The organism is Bacillus sp. NPDC057893, from assembly GCF_042796455.1.
Lineage (GTDB): Bacteria > Bacillota > Bacilli > Bacillales > Bacillaceae_G > Bacillus_A.
This window is the reverse complement of record NZ_JBHVNG010000001.1, coordinates 308846-330519: the sequence shown is the minus strand read 5'-3', so window position 1 is coordinate 330519 and position 21674 is coordinate 308846. Positions and strand designations below refer to the sequence as shown.

Here is a 21674-nt window from a genome sequence, read left to right as displayed (position 1 = left end):
CGGTTGCTCCTGTTATTCCTGTCGATCCTGTTGGACCCGTTGCTCCTGTTATTCCTGTCGATCCTGTCGGACCCGTTGCTCCTGTTATTCCTGTCGACCCCGTTGGACCCGTTGCTCCCGTTATTCCTATCGATCCTGTTGGACCCGTTGCTCCCGTTATTCCTGTCGACCCTGTCGGACCCGTTGCTCCTGTTATCCCTGTCGACCCCGTTGGACCCGTTGCTCCCGTTATTCCTGTCGATCCTGTTGGACCTGTTGCTCCCGTTATTCCTGTCGATCCTGTTGGACCTGTTGCTCCCGTTATTCCTGTCGACCCCGTTGGACCCGTTATTCCTGTCGATCCTGTTGGACCCGTTGCTCCTGTTATTCCTGTCGACCCTGTCGGACCCGTTGCTCCCGTTATTCCTGTCGATCCTGTTGGACCCGTTGCTCCCGTTATTCCTGTCGATCCTGTTGGACCCGTTGCTCCTGTTGGCCCTGTTGGACCCAACTTAGGAACTGTCCCATCGCAACTAAAACAGCATGAATCAACATGTACACCGTTTTGATTATTACACCCACAATTATTGCTCCATAAAGACATGCTGATCCCTTCCTTCGTGTTCAATCTTTTAAGTACAGCCAACAATTAAGAAACATCTTTCTAATAAAAACTTGGTTTTATTTTCACTATCAACTACCCGTTCTAAAACAAACCTTTTATAGACAAAGGTTCGTTCCTAACATTCTAATAATTATTACATGCAATTCTCTCTCCTTTCGCTTGTACTTTCGCCTTCCTCATTAAACGAATTTCCTCTTCTTCTCATGGAAATCAGGATTTAGCCCAACAGCTCTTGCCTTAATTGGAATCGGAATTTCAGCGCTCGGTTCAGCGATTATTCAAATCTTTATCGTTAGGGCAAATTTAAACGTTGCTGTACTTGGAGCGCCTTATTTCTTGTGGTTGATGAGGAAGAGTGGGAAAAAAGTTAGTTAATTAAGGAGACTTCTTGTTAGAAGCCTTCTTTTTTATTTTTTGTATTATTTACAAGGAACCTCATTTTTCTTCACGAATTTAATCTAGGAACAAAACTAGGGGGGGGATAACAATGTACCAAACAATTGAAGGCTTTTTACAATCATGGGTATATGAGGCTGAGTCTACTCAGAAGATGCTCGATGCACTAACGGATGAATCTTTATTACAGGAAATTGCACCTGGGCATTGGACGTTAGGAAGGGTTGCTTGGCATATCGTGACGGCAATTCCAGTTATGCTATCTGGTACGGGACTTAAATTTGAAGGAGAAACGAAAGATTATCCTGTTCCAACTTCAGCTAAAACAATTGCAGATGGGTATCGTAAAGTAAACGCAGCTTTTGTTGAAGCACTTCAAAGCGAATGGACTGATAAAGATTTAGCAACTATTAATGACTTCTTTGGCCGTCCTATGCCGAATTCTATATTTTTAATGACACTCATTAATCATCAAAATCACCACCGCGGGCAAATGACCGTTTTAATGCGACAAGCTGACTTAACAGTTCCTGGCGTATATGGTCCTGCAAAAGAAGAGTGGGCTGCAGCTGGAATGGAAGCTCCTAAAATGTAACGACAGAAAAAGACAAGGTGATTGCTCACCTTGTCTTTTTCTGTAACTTGTTTCATGTGAAACTATTTTCTACTAAATAATTGTTTTATGAGGAAAATACGTTAAAATAAATTCATATTATTAGGAAAGGGGAACCATATTGAATACAAAGAATAAAAAAATAACATTGGGAACTCTTTTACTAACTTCAATCATTGGAGTTATCGGTGTATCTATTTACTTCACATATTATGGTACCCCTTGGGGAAAACAAGCAGCAATTACGGAATCAAAGAATTATATTACAAAATACTTTAATCTAGATGCAGAAGTCAAAAATACTTCTTACGATGCTAAAATGAATAGCTATGCAATCTCCTTTGAAACAAGTACCGACGGAGAGTTTACTATCGAATATAAAAGTCCTAATAACTTTAACATTTCTCCAGGAGTGCAGGAGTATTTAAGTAAACACTACAAATTAACAAAGTAGTAACGAAGCATACATATACAAAAAAGAGTTGGTGTAACGCCAACTCTTTTTTACGTATTCTTATCATACTGGGACATCTTCCCTCTCAATATTTTTAATCCCATAATAAGCAATTGCCATACCAATTGCTGCCAATGCTAGTTGAAGGGGAAGAAAAGTTGCTGTAGGAAACATTGGGTTGCTATTCATTGCAACCGATACAACGATAAGAGATGAAACAATTGTAGTTGGCACTGAATATTTACGCATTCCAAAATATAATGGGATTAAACTCATTCCCGCAGCTGCAATGGCTAAAGGAACCAGTTTTATTCCTTCTTGCATCAATTGATCTACCGTAAATGGATTAAGAAGAATTGAAAAATAACTATCTATCCCAAAGAAAATTCCTACTACTAAAATGTTAGATAAAATAACTGTTATAAATGTTAATGTTGCTGTAATGATCAACTTACTAATCATCATTTTCTTCCGGTTAATAGGATAAGAAAACATGAGTAGTATTGTTTTACTTTTATATTCATCAATTATTAACTTGGCTATTAGTACACCACCAAAAATAATAAATGTTCCTCTTACTGACACACTAGCCATCAACAAAATCACTTGAGGATCCCTTATTTCTGGGTCCCCCTCTATTTGAGCAACGTAACCAAAAAAGATTAATAGCGCCAGTATAGCGATATTCGCAATGATTGCTCCCTTCACATACCATCCAAGCTTAAATTTTTTCATCTCTAGCTTCATAAGACGTAGCATTATAGCCCTCCTTCCTTTTTAGGCTTAATCAATATAAATTGTCCCTGTTTCACTTAAAATCTTCACTTTATTTGCTGCATCACCAATGGTTCCTTCTTTTATCTTTTCTGTATTTTTATCTTTCTTAAGTCCCTTTAAATCCACCATTATGTCAGTCGATTTACTTTTAGCTGTAAGTTTCAATGAAGTCGGAGCACCTTTATACCGTACGCCAATATCGCCTGATTTTGTTTCTACAAATAATGACTTTCCTTCTGTCATATCTTTCAGTAATACTTCTCCAGATGTTGAAGTGATGTTCATATTTCCGTTTTTTACATTTTTCACATAATTATCGCCAGTAGTAGAAGTTATATTTATTTCTTGTAATGAACTATCTTTTAATATTAAATCTCCACTTTCGGATGTGAACTCACCCTTCTCTGCCGATAGTCCTACAATCATTTCATCTCCAGACTTGCCTTTTATCACGATACTTTTTACTACTATATCGCTTATTTTCACATCACCCGATTTATTATTTAATACAATTTTATCTATTTCTTTCTTCGGAATAGCAATAGATATACTATTTTTCTTCCTAAACGTAAAACCATTAAAAAATCTAGTCATCTTTTGTTTTTGCTTAATCACAATTTTATTTCCGTCATGTTCTATTTTGACAGGATCTATCTCTTTATCTACTCGTTGACCTTGAGCCGAAATTACTATTTTGCTAGCGTCTGTACTTTTAAATTCAATATCCCAGTTTTCATTGTCCACTTCTATTTCTTTTATATTATTTATCTCAAAAGACTTTTCTTTCTTAAAATCTTTCCCCTGAAATGTCTTAAACCCAAAAACTACACTAGCAATTATAAGCAATAAAATAGCACTTACTATTATTTTTTTCACCATTCATACCCCAGTTTGTTGTTGTTTTAGGCCTGCTTCACGCCACATCGATCTTGTCGATTTTACGATACGATAGATAACTAATGAAAATTCCTAATAAACAGAGCACAATTGGGATAACTATAAAATCATACATATTTACTTGACCGTTTCCAGCACCAACATTACCGTTAATTATCATCGCGATTATTACTGCAGAAGTAATCGTTGTAGGCGTTGATTTTTTTCTCATTCCAAAAAATAAAGGAATTAAGCTTATACCCGATATCATAACCGCACTTATAAAAGTAGCTGGAATGGTAGCAATTATTTGGCCTATTGTCACAGGTGTTTCAAGTAACCCCATAATTGGATTAAAAAAGAATATGAGTAGATTAATAATAACAGTTGCGATAACCGTGCTCACAAAACAAAATCCAAAAACAATTGCTAACTTAGCTCTCATTAACATTTTTCTTTGCAATGGGTACGTAAACAATAATTGCATCGTTCTATTTTTATATTCATCGATGACTAGGCGTGATAAAATAACAGCACTAAAAATAATAAATGTAATTCTAATAAAAATATTTGCTAAAGACATGTACTCCATATAGTTAGAGAACATCAAATCATCCTCCACTTTAGATCCCCATGCCATAAGGCTAACCGCTGCAAAAATTGCTACAATACAAATGGCTACGCCTTTAAAATAACTAGATAAGTGATGCTTCTTCCATTCAAGCTTCATTAGTTTAAACATATAAGCCACGCCTCCATTACTTAAATAACTGTCTCTATGCTAATAACATTCTAATTCCGGCTGTAAATACGCTTAATATTCCTATCACTAGTAAAATTAAAACCCATTTCCGTTCTGGTTTTCTATAATATAGAATTCCACTTATGAACATTACGATAAATCCACTTACTAGATTCAGTACCAATAAATTCATCATCATAACTCCCTATCGAAATAGTTTTTCACATTCAAAATGGCAGTAGCAATCCATTAAGCATGGATTCCCTCTCCATCCATGACATTTAAGAAATACTCTTCTAAAGAGCTATGTTTTTTATTAATACTTTCAATTTCTACATCATTCATAATGAGTTCTTTTGAAATTGCCTGCTGCGTCGCCGCCACTTCATAAACACGAATCATGTTTCCACTCATTATTTTGTAATTTTTTATACCGAGTTTATCTTCTAAAATATAAGCTGCACGTTTCACATCAGGAACAGTAATTTCAATGTACTCTGTTTGTTTTCCGTTAATACTCTTCATTGAAACTTCTTTTATTAGTTTTCCATTTTGAATAACACCGATTGTATCTGCCATTTGTTCCATCTCGCCTAAAATATGACTAGAAACTAATAACGTAATGCCATATTCTTTGCAGAGCATTTTAAATAACTCTCGTAACTCTTTAATACCAATTGGATCTAAACCGTTAATCGGTTCATCTAAAATGAGTAATTCTGGCTTTGTCATGATTGCCCTTGCAATACCGAGTCGTTGTTTCATTCCTAATGAAAAATCTTTTACTTTTTTATTGTCTATGCCGTGCAGTTTCACTAAATTTAAAGCATGGTCAATTGCGTTTTTATCGTAATATCCCATATATTCACAATGTAATTCTAAGTTTTCTTTTGCCGTTAATTTATCATAAAAGATTGGATATTCAATAATTGTCCCCATTCTTTTTAATACTTCATAAGATGTGTCTGTTAACTTCTCACCGAAAATTTCAATATCACCGCTCGTCGGTTTTATTAAATTTGTAATCATTTTCATAATCGTTGTTTTACCAGCACCGTTCGGTCCTAAAAAACCGTAAATCTCTCCTTTTTTTACATGCATGTTAACGCTAGAAATAACTTCATTCCCTTTAAACACTTTCGTTAACTGGTTCGTTTTTAATATATATGTCATGTCACTTTCCCCTTTCGCACTGCTCTATATTTCTATAATAGACAACGGAAATCTCTTTTTTCTTACCCTTTCCTTACAAATTCCTTACGTTCAAAAAAAGCTTGTAGAATCTACTTCTCTACAAGCTAAAACTGCATCTTTGTTAATACAACTGTAAAAATCGTTTTTTCATACGGCTTACTAGAAAGATGAATTTCTCCATCCATCGCTTCCACAAGCCTTTTCGTAATCGTTAACCCTAGACCGCTTCCTTGGTACAATCTATTTCTTGAATCTTCAAGTGTGTACATACGCTCAAACACTTTATCAATATGAGATTCATCAATTCCTTTTCCTTTATCCCATACGTCTATATACACACTCGTTTCATCATCTCTTAAAGTCATACCGAGTGTCTTTCCATCGTCTCCATATGTAATCGCATTTGATATTAAATTATTTAACACTCTGCCTAATACTTCTGTATTTCCAAGTACATATATATTTCTTTCTGGTATATCAATATGGATATGAAAACCTTTCGTCGTCACTAAATCATAGAAAGATAAAATCTTCTCACGGCAAACTTCATTCATATTTACTTTTGTTATCTCAATTGCCTTGTCACCAGATTCTAATTTTGCTAAATCAAAAAACTTATGAATCAGTTCCATAACTTCTAGTGTTTTCACATGCACCTTTTCAAGTAATATTTGCTGTTCTTCTTTACTTATCGTTTTATCCTTATTTAACATTTCTGTATATCCAAGAATAACTGTTAGTGGTGTTTTTAAATCATGTGAAATATTTGAAAGCATTTTTCTCATTGAAATTTCCACTTTCGCATGATCTGCATTGGTTTTCTGCTTTTCATCTAATAGATGATTAATTGCGACTAATAGTTTTTGCAATTCTGTATCATCCGTCATAATTAATAGCTTCTCACCAGTTTGTTCTTTTACAATTCGATTTAACTTCTCATACGTATAGCGTAAATTCCTACTACTATTTTTCCTAATTTTATATTGCACGTAAATAACGATAAGCAATATAATAATCACCACTGTTAAAAATACAACCATACTACATCACTTCCAACTTATAGCCGATGCCCCATAACGTTTTAATATATTCCGGATTAGATGGATCACTTTCAATTTTCTCACGCAATCTTCTCATATGAACATTAATAACGTTATCATCACCATAATATTCTTCATTCCAAACAAGCGTATATATTTGCGCTTTCGTAAAAACACGATTTTGATTCTTCACGAATAGCTTTAAAATCTCAAATTCTTTTAAAGTAAGTTTAAGCTGTCTTCCCTTTTTCTCCACAGTAAAATTAATTGGGTCAATTATTAAATCACCAATTTGAATGGCCTCATCTTTTGATTCCACAGCTGAATACTTTGTAGACCTTCGAATAGCGGCTTTTACACGTGCTGCCAATTCAATCATAGAAAATGGCTTACAAATGTAATCATCTGCTCCAAGCCCTAACCCAACAGCTTTATCAACATCTGTATCCTTCGCTGACATCATTAAAATCGGCACAGCACTTTTTTCTCGAATGATTCGCACAACCTCTAAACCATCTAACTTTGGCATCATAATATCGAGAATTATCAAATCAAATGAACCTTTAAAAAATGCGGTAACTCCTTCTTCTCCGTTAGATGCGATTGTAACTTGAAAGCCTTCTTTTACTAAATATGTTTCAACCATCTCTTGAATTGAGATGTCATCTTCAACTAATAAAATGTGATGTGACATATTTCTATCCCCTTTTTTACAAACATTAACATTTTAATTGTATCGTAACGAATGAATGCTGGAAAGAATTATATGAATTTTTAAACCAACTTCCCTTCCTTCCTTAACAATGATATGATGAAATTCACTACTATTGTTCATAATTAACTTTATATAAAGGAGACTTATCATGTCAGAAAACAAAAAAGTAAGCTTAGCTGATTTAATGCGCGAACAACTTGCAAAGAAAAAGCAAGGAAATGGAAACGGCTCAAATAATGGAAGTCAAAGTCAAGAAACGAAAAAATTACAAAACCAACAAACGAAGAAAACAAACAACCAACGTAGACGTACAGGTGTATAAATGAGCGGGCAAAAACGATCTAACGTCGCGCCAGGTCTTGCGGTTGATATTGTGTTAAAACAAGATCAACGTACAGGCAAGCTAACAAGAGGAGTTGTAAAAGATATTTTAACTAACTCACCCTCTCATCCGCACGGCATTAAAGTACGATTGCAGGACGGGCAAGTTGGCAGAGTCCAAAATATCATTCAATAAGAAAAGGAGCTCATTTAAACTTGAGCTCCTTTTTCTTTATTAACCTTTAATTTTCTCGATGAAAACTACTTTTAAATAGTCCCCTTCTTTAAATTGATCAATTGTACGGAAATCTTCTGGTAAAGAATGTTCTTCTAATATTTTATATTTACCGTTCATTTCTTTGAATGCTGTATCGATAAAGCCATTAAACTTTTTCATATCGAATGCGCTACAATTTGTAGAAGCAACGATAATACCGTTATTTTCTGTAATCGCAATTGTTTCTTTTAATAAGTTTTTATAATCTTTCGCCGCACTGAACGTATATTTTTTTGAGCGTGCAAAACTTGGAGGGTCAAGTACAACCATATCAAATTTCATCTTTTTCTTAGCAGCATATTTGAAATATAGAAATACATCTTCTACAATAATATCTTGTGCTTCGTAATCAATTTCATTTACACTAAACTGCTCGATCGTTTTACTTAAGCTACGATTTGCAAGGTCAATACTTGTTGTTTTACTTGCGCCGCCAAGTGCTGCAAATACAGAGAAAGCTCCAGTATAAGAGAACATATTTAAAACTGTTCTTCCTTTTGCATATTTATCACGAATTTGTTTTCGAACGTTACGTTGATCTAAAAATACACCAACCATCGCCCCGTCATTTAAATATACAGCAAAGTTTACACCGTTTTCTTTTACGATAAGTGGGAACTCACCGCGCTCTCCTGTTACGAAATCATCACCTTCAATGTACTTTCCTTTCGTATCAAAACGTTTTTTCTCATAAATCCCTTTGAAGTTTGCTACTTTTTGAAGCGCTGCTACAATCTCATCACGGAAAGTATAAATCCCTTCACTATACCAACTAATTACGTAATAGCCGTCATAATAATCGATAATTAAGCCACCAAGACCGTCACCCTCACCGTTTACCACACGGAATGCTGTTGTATCATTTGATTTATAAAAATCTTTTCGTTTATGTAAAGCAGATTTGATTTTACTTTCAAAGAAAGATTGATTCACTTCCTCCTTCTCTTTTCTCGTTAAAATCCATCCATATCCTTTATTTTGTTTTCCATAATAGCCTTTTCCGATGAATTGGTTCTTCTCATCCACTACGTTGATGATTGTTCCTTCTTCACGTACATCATTTAAATTTTGAATAGCATCTTTTAAAATAAGTGGATATCCACTTTTAATTTCTTTTATAAATTTCGGTTTTATTTTTATAGTTACTTCGGATCGCATGTAATGTCTTCCTTTCCATTTGAATGCTTTCTAATTAGTAGGAAGCAATGTAAAAAACGAGGCTGAAAAAAAGTCTCGTTTCACTATACCATATTATTGCTTTGCTCGTACAACTAGCTCATCTTCTCGCTTAATCGAAAAAAAACTTATATATTTTATCATTACCATTGACAATGATAATGATTTTCACTATCATTTAATGTATATGAAACGATGAAAATAATGATAGATTTATAGGAGGAATAAAGAAATGATTATTGTTACAAATACATCTAAAATTACGAAGGGTGACGCACATAAATTAATTGAGCGCTTTAATAAAGTAGGTAAAGTTGAAACGATGCCTGGTTTCTTAGGACTAGAAGTTCTTCTAACTGAAAATACAGTTGATTATGATGAAGTAACGATTAGCACTCGTTGGAATGCAAAAGAGGATTTCCAAGGTTGGACAAAGAGTACGGCCTTTAAAGATGCGCATTCACACCGTGGTGGATTACCAGATTTTATTATCGATAATAAAATCTCATTCTATGATGTTAAAATTGTTCGTATGCCAATTGCTGCGGCTCAATAACTTCGGTTTTAATAATTGGTATAGAAGTATGAGAAGTAATATATCTTCTCTACTTCTATACCTTTTCTTTTTTCAATTTCTTTTCACCAACTTCGCGTGCACGACTAGTCTACCAGCCTCTGGATCCAGTGCATAATCACATGTAGAAAGTGTTAAAATTTGATCATCCGCTGTCACTTTTGTATCTGTTTGATAGAGTGATCTTTCCTTAATTTTTTCTAGAAAAGATGCATAGTCCTCGTTGCTTCCAAAATCCGTTTCAATATAATAGAAATCAGTTGTCGTTGTATATACTGAAAATACTTCTACATCGTATCCTTCAAACAAAGTATCGTAATACAATTTGCGATGAGACATGAAGAAATCTTCTTCTAACATTTTTTTTAGACTCCCAAACATAGAACCGTCTTTCATACGATGTCCGTATAGAATCGTATTTCGATTTTGAGATTTCACATCGTTACGATGATCCATGAAGATACTTCCTGCTCTCATATCCTCGCCTTTATAATTACGATACAAATAGTAATCATTATCTTTCGCTTGAACAATCGGATAATTAATTTGCGTATCATCCATCGTAATCCAACCAACTATTTCTGGATTAATTTTTTGTAAGGCTTGGAACTGTGCCCGTACTGCTCCATCTGATGATTTTTCTTCCATCGGACTCCTTTGATAAATATCTTGTGCTTCAGCCATTACTTTGCGATTTTCATAGTAATCTATGAACATCCCGCCTAATTCATACACAGAGTAGAAAAAGATGCCTAAAAAAACAACTGTAAGTATTCTTTGAAAAAAGGAATTCTTTTTCTTTTCTTTCTTGCTGCTCAAAATATCACCTCAAAACGAATTGCCAAAGGGATTTAGCCGCCTGTCAAATCCCCATTGGTACCATATACAATCCTGTATCTTCATCGTGTTTCACAACGACCTCTACGCCATATATGCTCTTAATCATATCTTCTGTTACAACATCATGTGGCGTACCTTTCATAACTATTTCTCCATCCTTCATCACGATAATATGATCGCTATAACGGATTGCTTGATTAATGTCATGTAATACCATAACAATCGTTAAACCCTCTACTTCATTTAACTCTTTCACTAACTCTAATATTTCAAGCTGATAGTAAATATCTAAATACGTCGTTGGTTCGTCTAAAAACAGCATGGGCGTATTTTGCGCTAAAGTCATCGCAATCCAAACACGTTGCCTTTCTCCACCAGATAATGCGTGTATTGGCTTATCACGCTTATCTTGTAGTCTCGTACACGTCAATGCTCTTTCGATTGCTTCGCTATCCTCATCCGTTTGTGTAGAAAAAATATTTTTATATGGCATGCGCCCAAAACTCGTCAATTTCTCAACTGTAATATCTGCTGGCGCCTCATTTTGCTGATGAACGACCGCTAGCTTTCTAGCAAATTCTTTCGGCTTATACTGGCTAATAGCTTTCCCATCTAGTATTACTTCTCCACTACGGGGATTATGATTTCGCGACATAACACCTAGTAATGTTGATTTCCCACAACCATTTGGACCAATAATTGTTGTGATTTTTCCAACCTCTATCTCACTACTAACAGACTTTAAACGATCCGTTACATTATCATAAGAAAAGGTTACATTTTTAATTTCCATGAACTCGATCACCCTTTCTAAGCAAGAATATTAAGAACGGACCACCGATAACTGCCATAATCGTTGCCGCTGGAATTTCATTAGGCGGTACGATTAACCTACCGATTGTGTCTGCCGTTAAAATTAATAACGCACCTGCAAGGGCTGAAAACGGAATAAGTACTTTATGATCTGATCCAACCAGTTGCCTTGAAATATGCGGGATAAGTAATCCAACGAAAGCGATAACGCCCGCAATCGCAGTTGATACAGCTGCTAACAGGACAGCAATGGCAGAAATAATAAGGCGTACCCTTGTCACATGAAGTCCAAGGTTTTTAGCCGTTTTATCTTGTAAAGATAATAAATTACACCATGCCCCTACAAACAGTGCAAGTATAAGGCCGATTGATCCATATGTAACAAGTACTTCCACATCGCCCCATGTCTTCATCGTTATATTAGATGTTGTCGTCTGCTTAATACTTTTAATGAAATATCCGCAAATCGTAACGAAAGATTCATTTAAACCAGTAAACATCGCATTTATCGCTATACCGATCAAAATGATACGCAGCGGACTTAAACCTGATTTCCAAGAAAACGCATAAACGAGATAACAAGCAAACGCACCGCCTAAAAACGCGAATAGTGGTGTCCAGAAAAAGAACTGAGGGAATAGCGTAATAATAACAAGCGTCATAAAACTGGCCCCTGAAGATATCCCGATAACCCCAGCATCCGCAAGTGGATTTTTCATAACTGCTTGGAAAAGCACACCAGAAACAGCAAGCGCCGCTCCAGTGAAAAGTGCAATAATGATGCGCGGGAAACGTAAATCTTTAATGACTTCAACATCTTCATTTGTCCCTGTAAATATACCTTGAAAAAGATCAATGACACCTATTTCTAAACTACCTTTCACAGCGGATACAGTAGTCATAATAACTAGTAATACTGTGACGATGAAGAAACTCCAAATTTTTTTATTCATCTCAATCTTCCTTTATCTATACATGCATCATGGATACATCATTTTCTTTAATTCATCTAAGGCTTCAATAGCTGCTAAATTCCCCGTTGTTCCAAATAAGCGCTCTTCTAAATCGTACACTCTATTATTTTTAACTGCGGCAAAATGCTTCCAAATGTCGTTCGTTTTAAATTCCTTATCGAACATTTTCACAACTTCATCTGGCATACCATGCGCTGCACGTAAAATAATATCTGGATCAGCTTTTTTTAAGTACTCTGTATTAGAAGCTAAATATTCTACTTTCTCACCTTGTACTATATTTTTACCACCTAGTTGTTTTACTAAATCCCCAATATAGGAGTGTTCTGTCGCAACTAAATAACTTCCAGGTACTCCAAGTAAAATAAGGACTGTCGGTTCTTTCTTCCCTTTCACTTGTTTTTGAATGTCTGCAACTTTTTTATCGAACTTTGTTACGACTGCTTCAGCCTGTTTCTCACGCCCATATGTTTTACCCAAATCTGTAATTGAATTTTGCATGTTTTTTAAACTCGTTAAATTTAAAAAGTTTGCCTTAATGCCCGCTTCATTAAAAACTGGCTTCAACTCATATTCAAGCGTCGTAACAGATAATACTTCTGATGGTTTCATTGATTTTACTTTCTCCATATCAGGACTCATCGGATTCCCAACTTCAGGTAAACCTTTATAGCGCTTTGGCAAAGTTTTAGAACTTGTAGGAATACCTGCTAAATCTACTTCTAATGCATCCATAATTTCAGTCACAGCAACTGTCGTTGCAATAACACGTTCCTCACTACTGCTCTTTACCTTTTTTGCCGTTTCTTTTTTTGGTGATGAGCACCCAGCTATACTAAATAAAAGAATGATAGCCATGAATACACTCGTGATTTTCTTCACTCTCAATCACCACTCCTTTCGGTACAATATGAAACGAGTCTTGATGCATGAAACCATGCATCAAGACTCCAAATTTTACAGTCTACCTGCTCTATATTTACGAACTAAGAAAGCAAGTGATCCTAGTAATAACAACATATACATTCCAATCTGTGCTGTATCTGCTGTTTTTGAGTTTTTCTCTTTTTTTACATCATTCTTCACATTTTCATTTTGCTTCTTACCGTCTGCATTTCGATTAAAATCAGGATTACTGATTGTTTTTACATTGTCTACTTTCGGTGTAATCACTGGATTTTTCGGTTCATTCTTCGGATCGTTTTTCGGATCCTCTTTAATAGTTCCTACTGCACCAATATTATTTGTATCAAATTGAATTTGCACGTCGTAGAAATGATGGTAGTTCATTGAATCGATATCTACTTTTGTTTTCGCATTTAATTTCGCAAATAAATCATCGATTTCAAACTCTACTACTCTCGTATCTGCATTTTTATCTTCACTCACTACTTTTGCATCAACAAATGCACCAGCACTTTCTGTTTGGAACTTCGTAATCCATGCACTATTTTTCAGTGTCATCGCAACATATTTTTTGCCATCTTTCACTGTTAATCTTGCTGGCTTTACAACGTATTGATTCATCATTGAAATCTCATCCGTTTTATCTTTTAACACTTTAAAAGTAACATCATATTGACCGTCTTTTAAATTTTTCGGATCAACTATTGTCTGTCCATTTTGATTATTATTTCCACCTTGATTATTGTTATCGTCTTGGTTGTTATTTCCACCTTGGTTATCGTTTCCACCTTGGTTATTGTTTCCGCCTTGGTTATTGTTTCCACCTTGGTTGCCTAAAGCTTTAATACTACCTTTATCAAATGCGAATTGAATGTCGTAGAAATGATGGTAATTCATCGCATCAATATCAACTTTCACTTTTGCATTTAACTTTTTCGATAAGTCGTCTACTTCTACTTCCACTACTCTTGTATCTTGCTCTTTATTTGTACCTAATACTTTCGCATCGACAAACGAACTATTCTTTTCAAACTCAAACTTTGTAATCCATGAGCTATTCGTTACTGTGAAGGATACATATTTCTTACCATCTTTCACTTTTAATACGCCTGGACTCTTCGTATATGTGTTCATCATTGAAATTTCGTCTGTTTTATCTTTTAGCACTTTAAAACCGATACTGTATTCACCGTCTTTAAGAGCATTTGGATCAATTGTTGTGTTATTGTCTTGGTTGTCGTTTCCACCTTGGTTATTGTTTCCGCCTTGGTTGTTGTTTCCACCTTGGTTGTCGTTTCCACCTTGGTTATTGTTTCCGCCTTGGTTGTCGTTTCCACCTTGGTTATTGTTTCCGCCTTGGTTGTCATTTCCACCTTGGTTGTCGTTTCCACCTTGGTTGTCGTTTCCACCTTGGTTGTCGTTTCCACCTTGGTTATCTAACGGCTTAATGCTATCTTTATCAAATGCAAATTGAATATCGTAGAAATGATGGTAATTCATCGCATCAATATCAACTTTCACTTTTGCATTTAACTTTTTCGATAAGTCGTCTACTTCTACTTCCACTACTCTTGTATCTTGCTCTTTATTTGTACCTAATACTTTCGCATCGACAAACGAACTATTCTTTTCAAACTCAAACTTTGTAATCCATGCACTATTCGTTAATGTAAATGATACATATTTCTTACCATCTTTTACTTTTAACATACCTGGACTTTTCGTATATGTGTTCATCATTGAAAGTTCGTCTGTTTGATCTTTTAATGTTTTAAAATTGATGCTGTATTCGCCATCTTTAATTGTTTCAGCATCTGGTTTCTTATTTCCATCCGGTTTCTCTACTTCCGGCTTTTTATCTTCATCCGGTTGTTTCTCTTCATTTTTAACTTGTTCAAGTTTATCTTGCTCAAATACAAGCTGTACGTCATGAGTTTGCTTGTAACCTTGCGATGCCACTTCAATAAATACTTTTGTATTTAGTTTTTTTGATAAATCTGCTACTTCAAATTCTACTACTCTTGTATCTTTTTCTTTATCTTCACTCACTACTTTTGCATCAACAAATGCACCATTTTTTTCCGTTTGGAAATTTTTAATTAATGAGCTACTTTTTAGCGTTACAATTGCTTTTTTCTTACCATTTTCTACTTTCAATACCCCTGGATTTTCCATATAAGTATTCATTTTGGATTCTTCATCCGTTTGATTTTTTAACACTTTAAATGGAATGCTGTACGCACCATCTTTAATTATTTCAGCATCCGGCTTTTTATCTTCATCCGGTTGTTTCTCTTCATTTTTAACTTGTTCAAGCTTGTCTTGTTCAAATACAAGTTGTACGTCATGAGTTTGCTTGTAGTTTCTTGATGCCATCTCAATAAATACTTTTGTGTTTAGTTTTTTTGATAAATCAGCTACTTCAAATTCTACTACTCTTGTATCTTTTTCTTTATCTTCACTTACTACTTTTGCATCAACAAATGCACCATTTTTTTCCGTTTGGAAATTTTTAATTAATGAGCTACTTTTTAGCGTTACAATTGCTTTTTTCTTACCATTTTCTACTTTCAATACCCCTGGATTTTCCATGTAAGTATTCATCTTAGATTCTTCATCCGTTTGATCTTTTAATACTTTAAATGGAATGCTGTACGCACCATCTTTAATTGTGTTAGAATTTGGTTGTTGATCTGAGTCAGGCTTTTGGTCGGGCTTCTGACTTGGATCCGGATTTTCATTTGGATCTGGCTTATTAGCTGGGTCCTCTTTTTCATCTGGTTTTTCTACATGAATTGGTGTAATGCTATTTTGGTCGAATGAAATACGAATATCATAGTAATGATGATAATTAAAAGCATCAATATCAACTTTCACTTTCGCATTTAATATTTTCTCTAAATCTTCCACATCAAATTCTACTACTCTTGTATCGCTCTCTTTATCTTCACTAACTACATTTACATCAACGAATTGACTACCTTTTTCTGTTTCAAACTTCGTAATCCATGAGCTATGCGTTAACGTAAAGGATACTTTCTTTTTCCCATCCTTCACTTTCAAAGTCCCCGGGCTTACAGAATATTGATTCATCATTGATTCTTCATCTGATGTATCTTTCAAAACTTTGAAACCTATTGAATATTCCCCGTCAGCTAAAGTTGTAGCAGCTTGAACTGCAAGTGGTTGTAGCGTTGATACGAATGTGAATATTGTTAAAAACATTGCAAAAACAATCTTAAGATACCTGTTCAATGAGATAACGCTCCTTTTTAAGAATTTTTTAATTATTTAACACTGTTCCCATCAAATACAAAGCGAATATCATATGAAGCGTCATAATTAATAATTGGGATATTAATTTTCACCTTGCCATTTATTTTTTTTGACAAGTCATCAACTTCAAATTCTACGACTCTAGTATTCTCTTTTTTATTTTCACTTAACACAGTTGTTTCTACGAATTGACCATCTTTTTCTACTTGGAAGCTTTTAATAGAAGCGCTATCTTTTACTTTAAATGAAACATATTGTTTTCCATTCTTAACGGTTAATTTTGCTGGGCTTTCAAAATAACTATTCATTCTAGATGATTCATCTTTATCGCCTTTCCACACAGTAAAAGCAATATTATATTTTCCATCAGCTAGTTGTGTAGCAGCTTTTGCATCTTGTAAACCTAGTGTTGCTATAAACGTAAATAAGACAGCAAATACGGCAATAATCATTTTAAATTGTTTAAACATATATTCATCGCCCTTCCAAAGATTTATTTACTTAACTTCACTTTACGAACTAAGAAAATACCTGAGATTAAAACTAACGCTGCAAATAATCCAATGCGAGCATCATCACCTGTTTTTGGGTTATCTGTTTTTTCAGCCTTTCCACTTTCATTTGTTCCTTTATTTGCATCTTTATTTGTTGCTTTGCTCTCTTCTTTCTTTTTCTCTTCTTTTACTTGGCCATCTTTTTTAGTTTGATCATCAGTTTTTGTTACACCAGCTACACCTTTATCGCCACCTACAGCTTTTACATTCGCATCAAATGCAAAGCGAACTGTGTAATGATGGTCGTAGTTTGCACTTGGTACAACAACATGAATTTTTACTCCTAACGGTTTAGATAAATCATCAACTTTAAATTCAACCGTTCTTTTATCTGCCGCTTCGTCTTTGCTAATTACTTTTGAATCAACGAAATTACCATTCTCTGGTGCTTTAAATTCTGTAATCCAAGCACTATGATTCATTGGAACTTGTACTCTCATCTCACCATTTTTCACAATTAACTTAGCTGGTTTTTCAAAATAATCATTTGCCATTGAAGCTGAATCATCTTCCGCCTTTTTGATAACGTAGTTAATATCGTAAGTACCGCCAGCTAATTTTGCTGAAGCTTGTCCAGATGGCATTACGAGAAAAGCTAGCATACATACTAACGTTATAATAAATGCGGATAATACTGAAAACTTTCTCATTTTGCTTACTTCCTCCTTGTTTATCTTTCGTTTTATAATTTGAAAATGATAATTATTCTCAATTTATAAGAAAAAAATAATCTCTTCTACCTTTATTTAATTGTCATTACTTTATGTAATATAAGTATCGTTGATTATCATTCTCACTAGAGGTCAAAAAATATAATATCCCTCAATATTCCCTATAAAAAGCAATCTAAAATAATTTAATCACTTTACTGATTATCATTCTCAACAGGCTACAAAAAAAATAAACTACCTATTCTACTGTTCCATCACCCCTTCTTCAAAAATGATATAGTCATAGAAAACCTCTTCCCTTGCCCCCGTCACTTCCCTTCCAACATTTCCACGACTAAGTCAATCTTAGCCTAATGCTAATTTTTTTGTCAACTATATTATGTATAAAATTTTTAATATCTAAATTTCTCTATATGCGGCTTTCCCTACAAAAAAAGAGACTTTCTTTCATAGAAAGCCTCTTTTCTCTATTTTTCTACAACAATCTCTTGCTTTTGAAACTTAGAAACTATATAACCAATTCCTATACCGATCATACCTGGAACTAACCAGCCAATCCCTACACTATATAATGGAAGCTTATCTAGAATAGGTGCTAATGCTGCAATTTGCAGATTCGCATTGTGCAATCCATCAAAGAAGCTAATTGCAAATGCTCCTACAATACCGCCTACATACATTGCTAATGGAAGACGAACGTAATTTTCAACGAGTGATAATACGATAAGTACGATACCAATTGGATAAATTGCAATTAAAATTGGTAATGCTAATGCGTTTAACTGTGTTAAACCAAGATTTGCTACCATAAATGCTAATACACAGAAAATGAAAATGACTTTTTGATAAGAAAGCTTTGGTAATAACGAAGAGAAATATTCCCCACAAGCTGCAACAATACCTACAGAAGTTGTTAAACATGCTGCTGTAATTGCGATACCTAGTAATAATGTTCCGTAGCTACCAAATAAATGATTCACGACGTTTGTTAAAATAATTCCTCCGTTTGCTCCCATTCCAAGTGAAACACTAGAAGCTCCAAGGTAAGCAAGTGCTAAATAAACAAGAAGTAAACCAAGTGCTGCAATGAATCCTGCAAAGATCGTTACTTTCGCAATGCTATTCTTATTTGTAATACCTTTTGCTTTTAAAGCATTAATGACAACATTTCCGAAAACAAGTGCTGCTAATCCATCTAAAGTTAAATATCCATCAATAAAACCTTTAAAGAGCGGGGCACTATATGCTTCTGTCGGTGCACCAAATTCTCCAATTGGTGTAATAAGTGCTTTACCTACAATAATTGCAATAACACCTAACAAAATTGGAGTTAACACTTTACCGATGCGTCCCACTAATTTCGATGGGTTTAAAGCTAAATAGAAAGTTACTGCAAAGTAAATAAGTGTAAAGATAACAAGTGGATATGATTGACCAGCTATTTCACTTGGTAAAAACGGTGCAACACTCATTTCGTAAGCAACTGTTCCTGTACGTGGAACACTTACGAATACGCCTAAACATAAATAAATTGCAGTAATGAAAATTAGCGCGAATACAGGATGTACACGTCCTGCTAATTCATTAATATCTCCCTTTAGAGCTATAACAATAACCCCTAATAAAGGCAGTCCTACACCTGTTACGATAAAGCCAAATAACGCGATCCATACATCTGTTCCAGCACCTTGTCCTAATGCTGGTGGGAAAATCATATTACCTGCACCGAAAAATAGTGCAAATAACATTAAACTTATTGCAAACATCTCAGAAAACTTTAAAGATGATTTCATTTCTACTAACCCCCTAATTAATTGTTTGATTAACAAAATATTCTGAATTAAAATCCGTCACATATCCTCTTTCAAGCATACTTCCCCGTAAAAGAACGCAAAAAACACCCGTCCCTAACAAAGGGACGAGTGTTGAAATCGTGGTTCCACCCTTATTCTAATAAAATGAATTTATAACGAAATAAGCTCATTCTATAGCTCGTGTAAATTGATAACGGTTTCATCCGCCAAGAATTACAATGCATCATGCAGTTCACTCTTGAAGTTTAGAGGTGGTAAGTTTGTCTTTCCGTATTAGGAAGCTCACAGCCTAAGGCTTCCCTCTCTGAGAATCGTCAAAAACAACTCATGTCCTCATCATTACTTTTATAAAATATCTTGTCGAAACTTGTTGTTTTTTATTATATGGGCTATTTTTTAAAAAATCAATAGTTTTATTTTTTCTGACAAAAAATATAGGGAGAAAACTTTCCTCCCTATAACTGCCCTGTTAATATTTCTAATTCCTCAGCTGTAATGTCTCGCCATTTTCCAGCTTCAAGCTCATTTAGCTCTATATTCATAATGCGCACTCGCTTTAGCTTTGTTACAGTAAACCCGAAAGCACGACTCATTCTACGAATTTGCCTATTCATTCCTTGCGTTAAGACGATGCGAAATGTAGATTGATCGACTCTCGTCACTTTACATGGCTTCGTCATTCCACCTTTAATCTTTACACCGCTGGACATCTCATTAATAAACCAGTCTGTAAACGGCTTATCGACAGTAACAACATATTCTTTCTCGTGCTCATGATCTCCGTGTAAAATTTGATTCGCAATCGTGCCGTCATTCGTTAATAGAATAAGTCCTTCCGACGCTTTATCTAATCGTCCAACAGGAAAGATTCGCTCTGGGTAATTGATATAATCAATAATATTATCTTCAATATGATCAGCTGCTGTACAAGTAATTCCAACTGGTTTATGAAAGGCAATATACACCTTTTCTTTCTCTTTCTTTGCAATAATCTGTCCATCAATCGTTACAACATCACCATCGCCCACGATTGCACCGTGCGTACATATTTCACCGTTAATAGCCACGCGTCCTGCTTTAATGAGACGGTCTGTTTCGCGCCTTGAGCAGGACTTTGCTTCGCTTATGTATTGGTTGATTTTCATGTTTTATTCCTTTTCTTATAGATTAAAAGCGTCAATCCATGGCAATATCATTATGCCAAGATTGACGCTCCTTCACTTCGCAAAAACAACTAAATAAATAACCCCAATCACCAAAAATATTCCGCAACAAGCTAACAATACTTTTGCAAGTTTGTCCATAAACATATAATGGTTTCCCCTTTTGTTTGGTTGTTTGCTATTTTAATTCGACGACTGTTACGCCTAGGCCTCCCTCGCCCATGTCACCGTAGCGGTAGTTTTTCACGCCGCGATGTTTCTTCAAGTAATCTTGTACACCTTGGCGAAGCGCTCCCGTACCTTTACCGTGAATAATCGATACGCGAGGATAGCTCGCAAGCTGTGCATCGTCTAAATATTTTTCAACGCGCATCATTGCATCTTCATAACGTTCGCCGCGAAGATCAAGCTCTAACGATACGTGATAATCTCTACCCTTCACACTTGCGACTGCTTTTTTCTCTGTTTGCTTCGGTGTATTAATGTATTCCATATTGGATTCTTTCACTTTCATCTTCAGAATACCAATTTGTACGCTCCACTCTGTATCACTTACTTTTTCAAGCAATTGACCTTTTTGACCGAACGTTAATACTTTTACTTCATCACCTGCACGTAATTGCTGTTTCGGCGCTGTGTTTTTCACGTTTACTTTTTGTTTCTTCACAAGCTCTGGCGCTGCGCCTTCTAGACGGCTCTTCGCTTCAATAAGCTCATGGTCCTTCACATTTACAAGCTGTGCTTTACGCAATTGACGAAGTTCATGAATAATGCCTTCTGCTTCTTTCTTCGCAGCTTCGACTTTTTGTTCCCCTTCTTTTTGCGCTTTTAATAATTTTTCATCGCGCTCATCGTTAAATTCAATAATTTGACGTTGTAATTCGCGATGAAGTTTTTCAGATTG

General features: G+C 35.0%; 24 protein-coding genes and 1 other annotated feature. Of the genes, 5 read left to right on the top strand and 19 right to left on the bottom strand.

Going from position 1 to position 21674, the window contains the following annotated elements; all coding sequences use genetic code 11:
- On the bottom strand, positions 1-583 hold a 583-nt coding region (locus ACFVQC_RS01900), incomplete at its 3' end, for a collagen-like domain-containing protein (RefSeq protein WP_483861774.1).
- Between the two features lie 508 nt (positions 584-1091).
- Between ACFVQC_RS01900 and ACFVQC_RS01895 the strand changes: the two genes are divergently transcribed.
- Together ACFVQC_RS01895 and ACFVQC_RS01890 are read left to right on the top strand one after the other, a co-directional pair.
- Positions 1092-1595 (top strand): DinB family protein, encoded by a 504-nt coding sequence (locus ACFVQC_RS01895; RefSeq protein ID WP_377891990.1) that lies wholly within the window; start codon positions 1092-1094, stop codon positions 1593-1595.
- A 139-nt stretch (positions 1596-1734) separates the two neighbouring features.
- Complete coding sequence (locus ACFVQC_RS01890; RefSeq protein WP_002145483.1) at positions 1735-2067, top strand: YfjL-like protein; 333 nt, start codon at positions 1735-1737, stop codon at positions 2065-2067.
- 63 nt (positions 2068-2130) lie between these two features.
- Here the strand turns inward: ACFVQC_RS01890 and ACFVQC_RS01885 are convergent, their stop codons facing one another.
- The 7 genes from ACFVQC_RS01885 to ACFVQC_RS01855 all read right to left on the bottom strand — a co-directional run bounded on the left by ACFVQC_RS01885 (position 2131) and on the right by ACFVQC_RS01855 (position 7390).
- Complete coding sequence (locus tag ACFVQC_RS01885; RefSeq protein ID WP_377891979.1) at positions 2131-2826, bottom strand: ABC transporter permease; 696 nt, start codon at positions 2824-2826, stop codon at positions 2131-2133.
- 24 nt (positions 2827-2850) lie between these two features.
- On the bottom strand, positions 2851-3723 hold the full coding sequence (locus ACFVQC_RS01880) for a DUF4097 family beta strand repeat-containing protein (RefSeq protein ID WP_377891976.1): 873 nt from the start codon (positions 3721-3723) through the stop codon (positions 2851-2853).
- A gap of 34 nt (positions 3724-3757) precedes the next feature.
- The gene (locus tag ACFVQC_RS01875; protein ID WP_377891974.1) at positions 3758-4462 is read right to left on the bottom strand and encodes an ABC transporter permease; all 705 of its coding nucleotides are present in this window, start codon (positions 4460-4462) and stop codon (positions 3758-3760) included.
- 34 nt (positions 4463-4496) lie between these two features.
- Entirely contained in the window at positions 4497-4655 is a 159-nt protein-coding gene (locus ACFVQC_RS01870; RefSeq protein ID WP_198285202.1) for a hypothetical protein, read from the bottom strand.
- Between the two features lie 56 nt (positions 4656-4711).
- Positions 4712-5635 (bottom strand): ABC transporter ATP-binding protein, encoded by a 924-nt coding sequence (locus ACFVQC_RS01865; RefSeq protein WP_377891971.1) that lies wholly within the window; start codon positions 5633-5635, stop codon positions 4712-4714.
- Between the two features lie 125 nt (positions 5636-5760).
- A complete protein-coding gene (locus tag ACFVQC_RS01860; protein ID WP_377897309.1) occupies positions 5761-6696 on the bottom strand; it encodes a HAMP domain-containing histidine kinase in 936 nt (311 codons plus the stop codon).
- Between the two features lies 1 nt (position 6697).
- Positions 6698-7390, bottom strand: a complete 693-nt coding sequence (locus ACFVQC_RS01855; RefSeq protein ID WP_377897307.1) for a response regulator transcription factor — start codon at positions 7388-7390, stop codon at positions 6698-6700.
- Between the two features lie 169 nt (positions 7391-7559).
- Between ACFVQC_RS01855 and ACFVQC_RS01850 the strand changes: the two genes are divergently transcribed.
- Positions 7560-7733 (top strand): hypothetical protein, encoded by a 174-nt coding sequence (locus ACFVQC_RS01850; protein ID WP_002015431.1) that lies wholly within the window; start codon positions 7560-7562, stop codon positions 7731-7733.
- Positions 7734-7928, top strand: a complete 195-nt coding sequence (locus ACFVQC_RS01845; RefSeq protein ID WP_377891963.1) for a YwbE family protein — start codon at positions 7734-7736, stop codon at positions 7926-7928.
- A 39-nt stretch (positions 7929-7967) separates the two neighbouring features.
- Here the strand turns inward: ACFVQC_RS01845 and ACFVQC_RS01840 are convergent, their stop codons facing one another.
- Entirely contained in the window at positions 7968-9167 is a 1200-nt protein-coding gene (locus ACFVQC_RS01840) for a class I SAM-dependent rRNA methyltransferase (RefSeq protein ID WP_377897306.1), read from the bottom strand.
- 250 nt (positions 9168-9417) lie between these two features.
- On the opposite strand from ACFVQC_RS01840, the gene isdG reads away from it, so the two are divergent.
- Positions 9418-9741: a heme oxygenase gene (isdG, locus tag ACFVQC_RS01835; RefSeq protein ID WP_002112144.1), complete on the top strand. Its 324-nt coding sequence runs from the start codon at positions 9418-9420 to the stop codon at positions 9739-9741.
- 72 nt (positions 9742-9813) lie between these two features.
- Here isdG and srtB read toward each other — a convergent pair whose 3' ends face one another.
- The 10 genes from srtB to ACFVQC_RS01785 all read right to left on the bottom strand — a co-directional run.
- A complete protein-coding gene (gene srtB, locus ACFVQC_RS01830) occupies positions 9814-10578 on the bottom strand; it encodes a class B sortase (RefSeq protein WP_377897304.1) in 765 nt (254 codons plus the stop codon).
- A 43-nt stretch (positions 10579-10621) separates the two neighbouring features.
- On the bottom strand, positions 10622-11392 hold the full coding sequence (locus ACFVQC_RS01825; protein ID WP_377897303.1) for an ABC transporter ATP-binding protein: 771 nt from the start codon (positions 11390-11392) through the stop codon (positions 10622-10624).
- Positions 11382-12365, bottom strand: a complete 984-nt coding sequence (locus ACFVQC_RS01820; protein WP_377891950.1) for a FecCD family ABC transporter permease — start codon at positions 12363-12365, stop codon at positions 11382-11384. Before ACFVQC_RS01820 ends, ACFVQC_RS01825 begins: the two co-directional genes overlap by 11 nt.
- Positions 12366-12392: 27 nt before the next feature.
- Positions 12393-13274, bottom strand: a complete 882-nt coding sequence (isdE, locus tag ACFVQC_RS01815; RefSeq protein WP_078179641.1) for a heme ABC transporter substrate-binding protein IsdE — start codon at positions 13272-13274, stop codon at positions 12393-12395.
- A gap of 69 nt (positions 13275-13343) precedes the next feature.
- Entirely contained in the window at positions 13344-16547 is a 3204-nt protein-coding gene (locus ACFVQC_RS01810) for an NEAT domain-containing protein (protein WP_377897301.1), read from the bottom strand.
- Between the two features lie 32 nt (positions 16548-16579).
- Positions 16580-17038 carry an NEAT domain-containing protein gene (locus ACFVQC_RS01805; RefSeq protein ID WP_377897300.1) on the bottom strand — a complete coding sequence of 153 codons (459 nt, stop codon included), beginning with the start codon at positions 17036-17038 and terminating at the stop codon, positions 16580-16582.
- Between the two features lie 23 nt (positions 17039-17061).
- Positions 17062-17772, bottom strand: coding sequence for a heme uptake protein IsdC (gene isdC, locus ACFVQC_RS01800; protein ID WP_377897299.1), 711 nt, complete (start codon positions 17770-17772; stop codon positions 17062-17064).
- 488 nt (positions 17773-18260) lie between these two features.
- A complete protein-coding gene (gene brnQ6, locus ACFVQC_RS01795) occupies positions 18261-19586 on the bottom strand; it encodes a branched-chain amino acid transport system II carrier protein BrnQ6 (protein ID WP_377891938.1) in 1326 nt (441 codons plus the stop codon).
- Between the two features lie 118 nt (positions 19587-19704).
- Positions 19705-19956, bottom strand: a binding site (T-box leader).
- A 106-nt stretch (positions 19957-20062) separates the two neighbouring features.
- A complete protein-coding gene (locus ACFVQC_RS01790) occupies positions 20063-20752 on the bottom strand; it encodes a 23S rRNA pseudouridine(2604) synthase RluF (RefSeq protein ID WP_377897297.1) in 690 nt (229 codons plus the stop codon).
- 196 nt (positions 20753-20948) lie between these two features.
- Positions 20949-21674, bottom strand: a 726-nt coding sequence (locus ACFVQC_RS01785) for a Smr/MutS family protein (RefSeq protein ID WP_377897296.1), incomplete at its 5' end; no start/stop codon positions are given.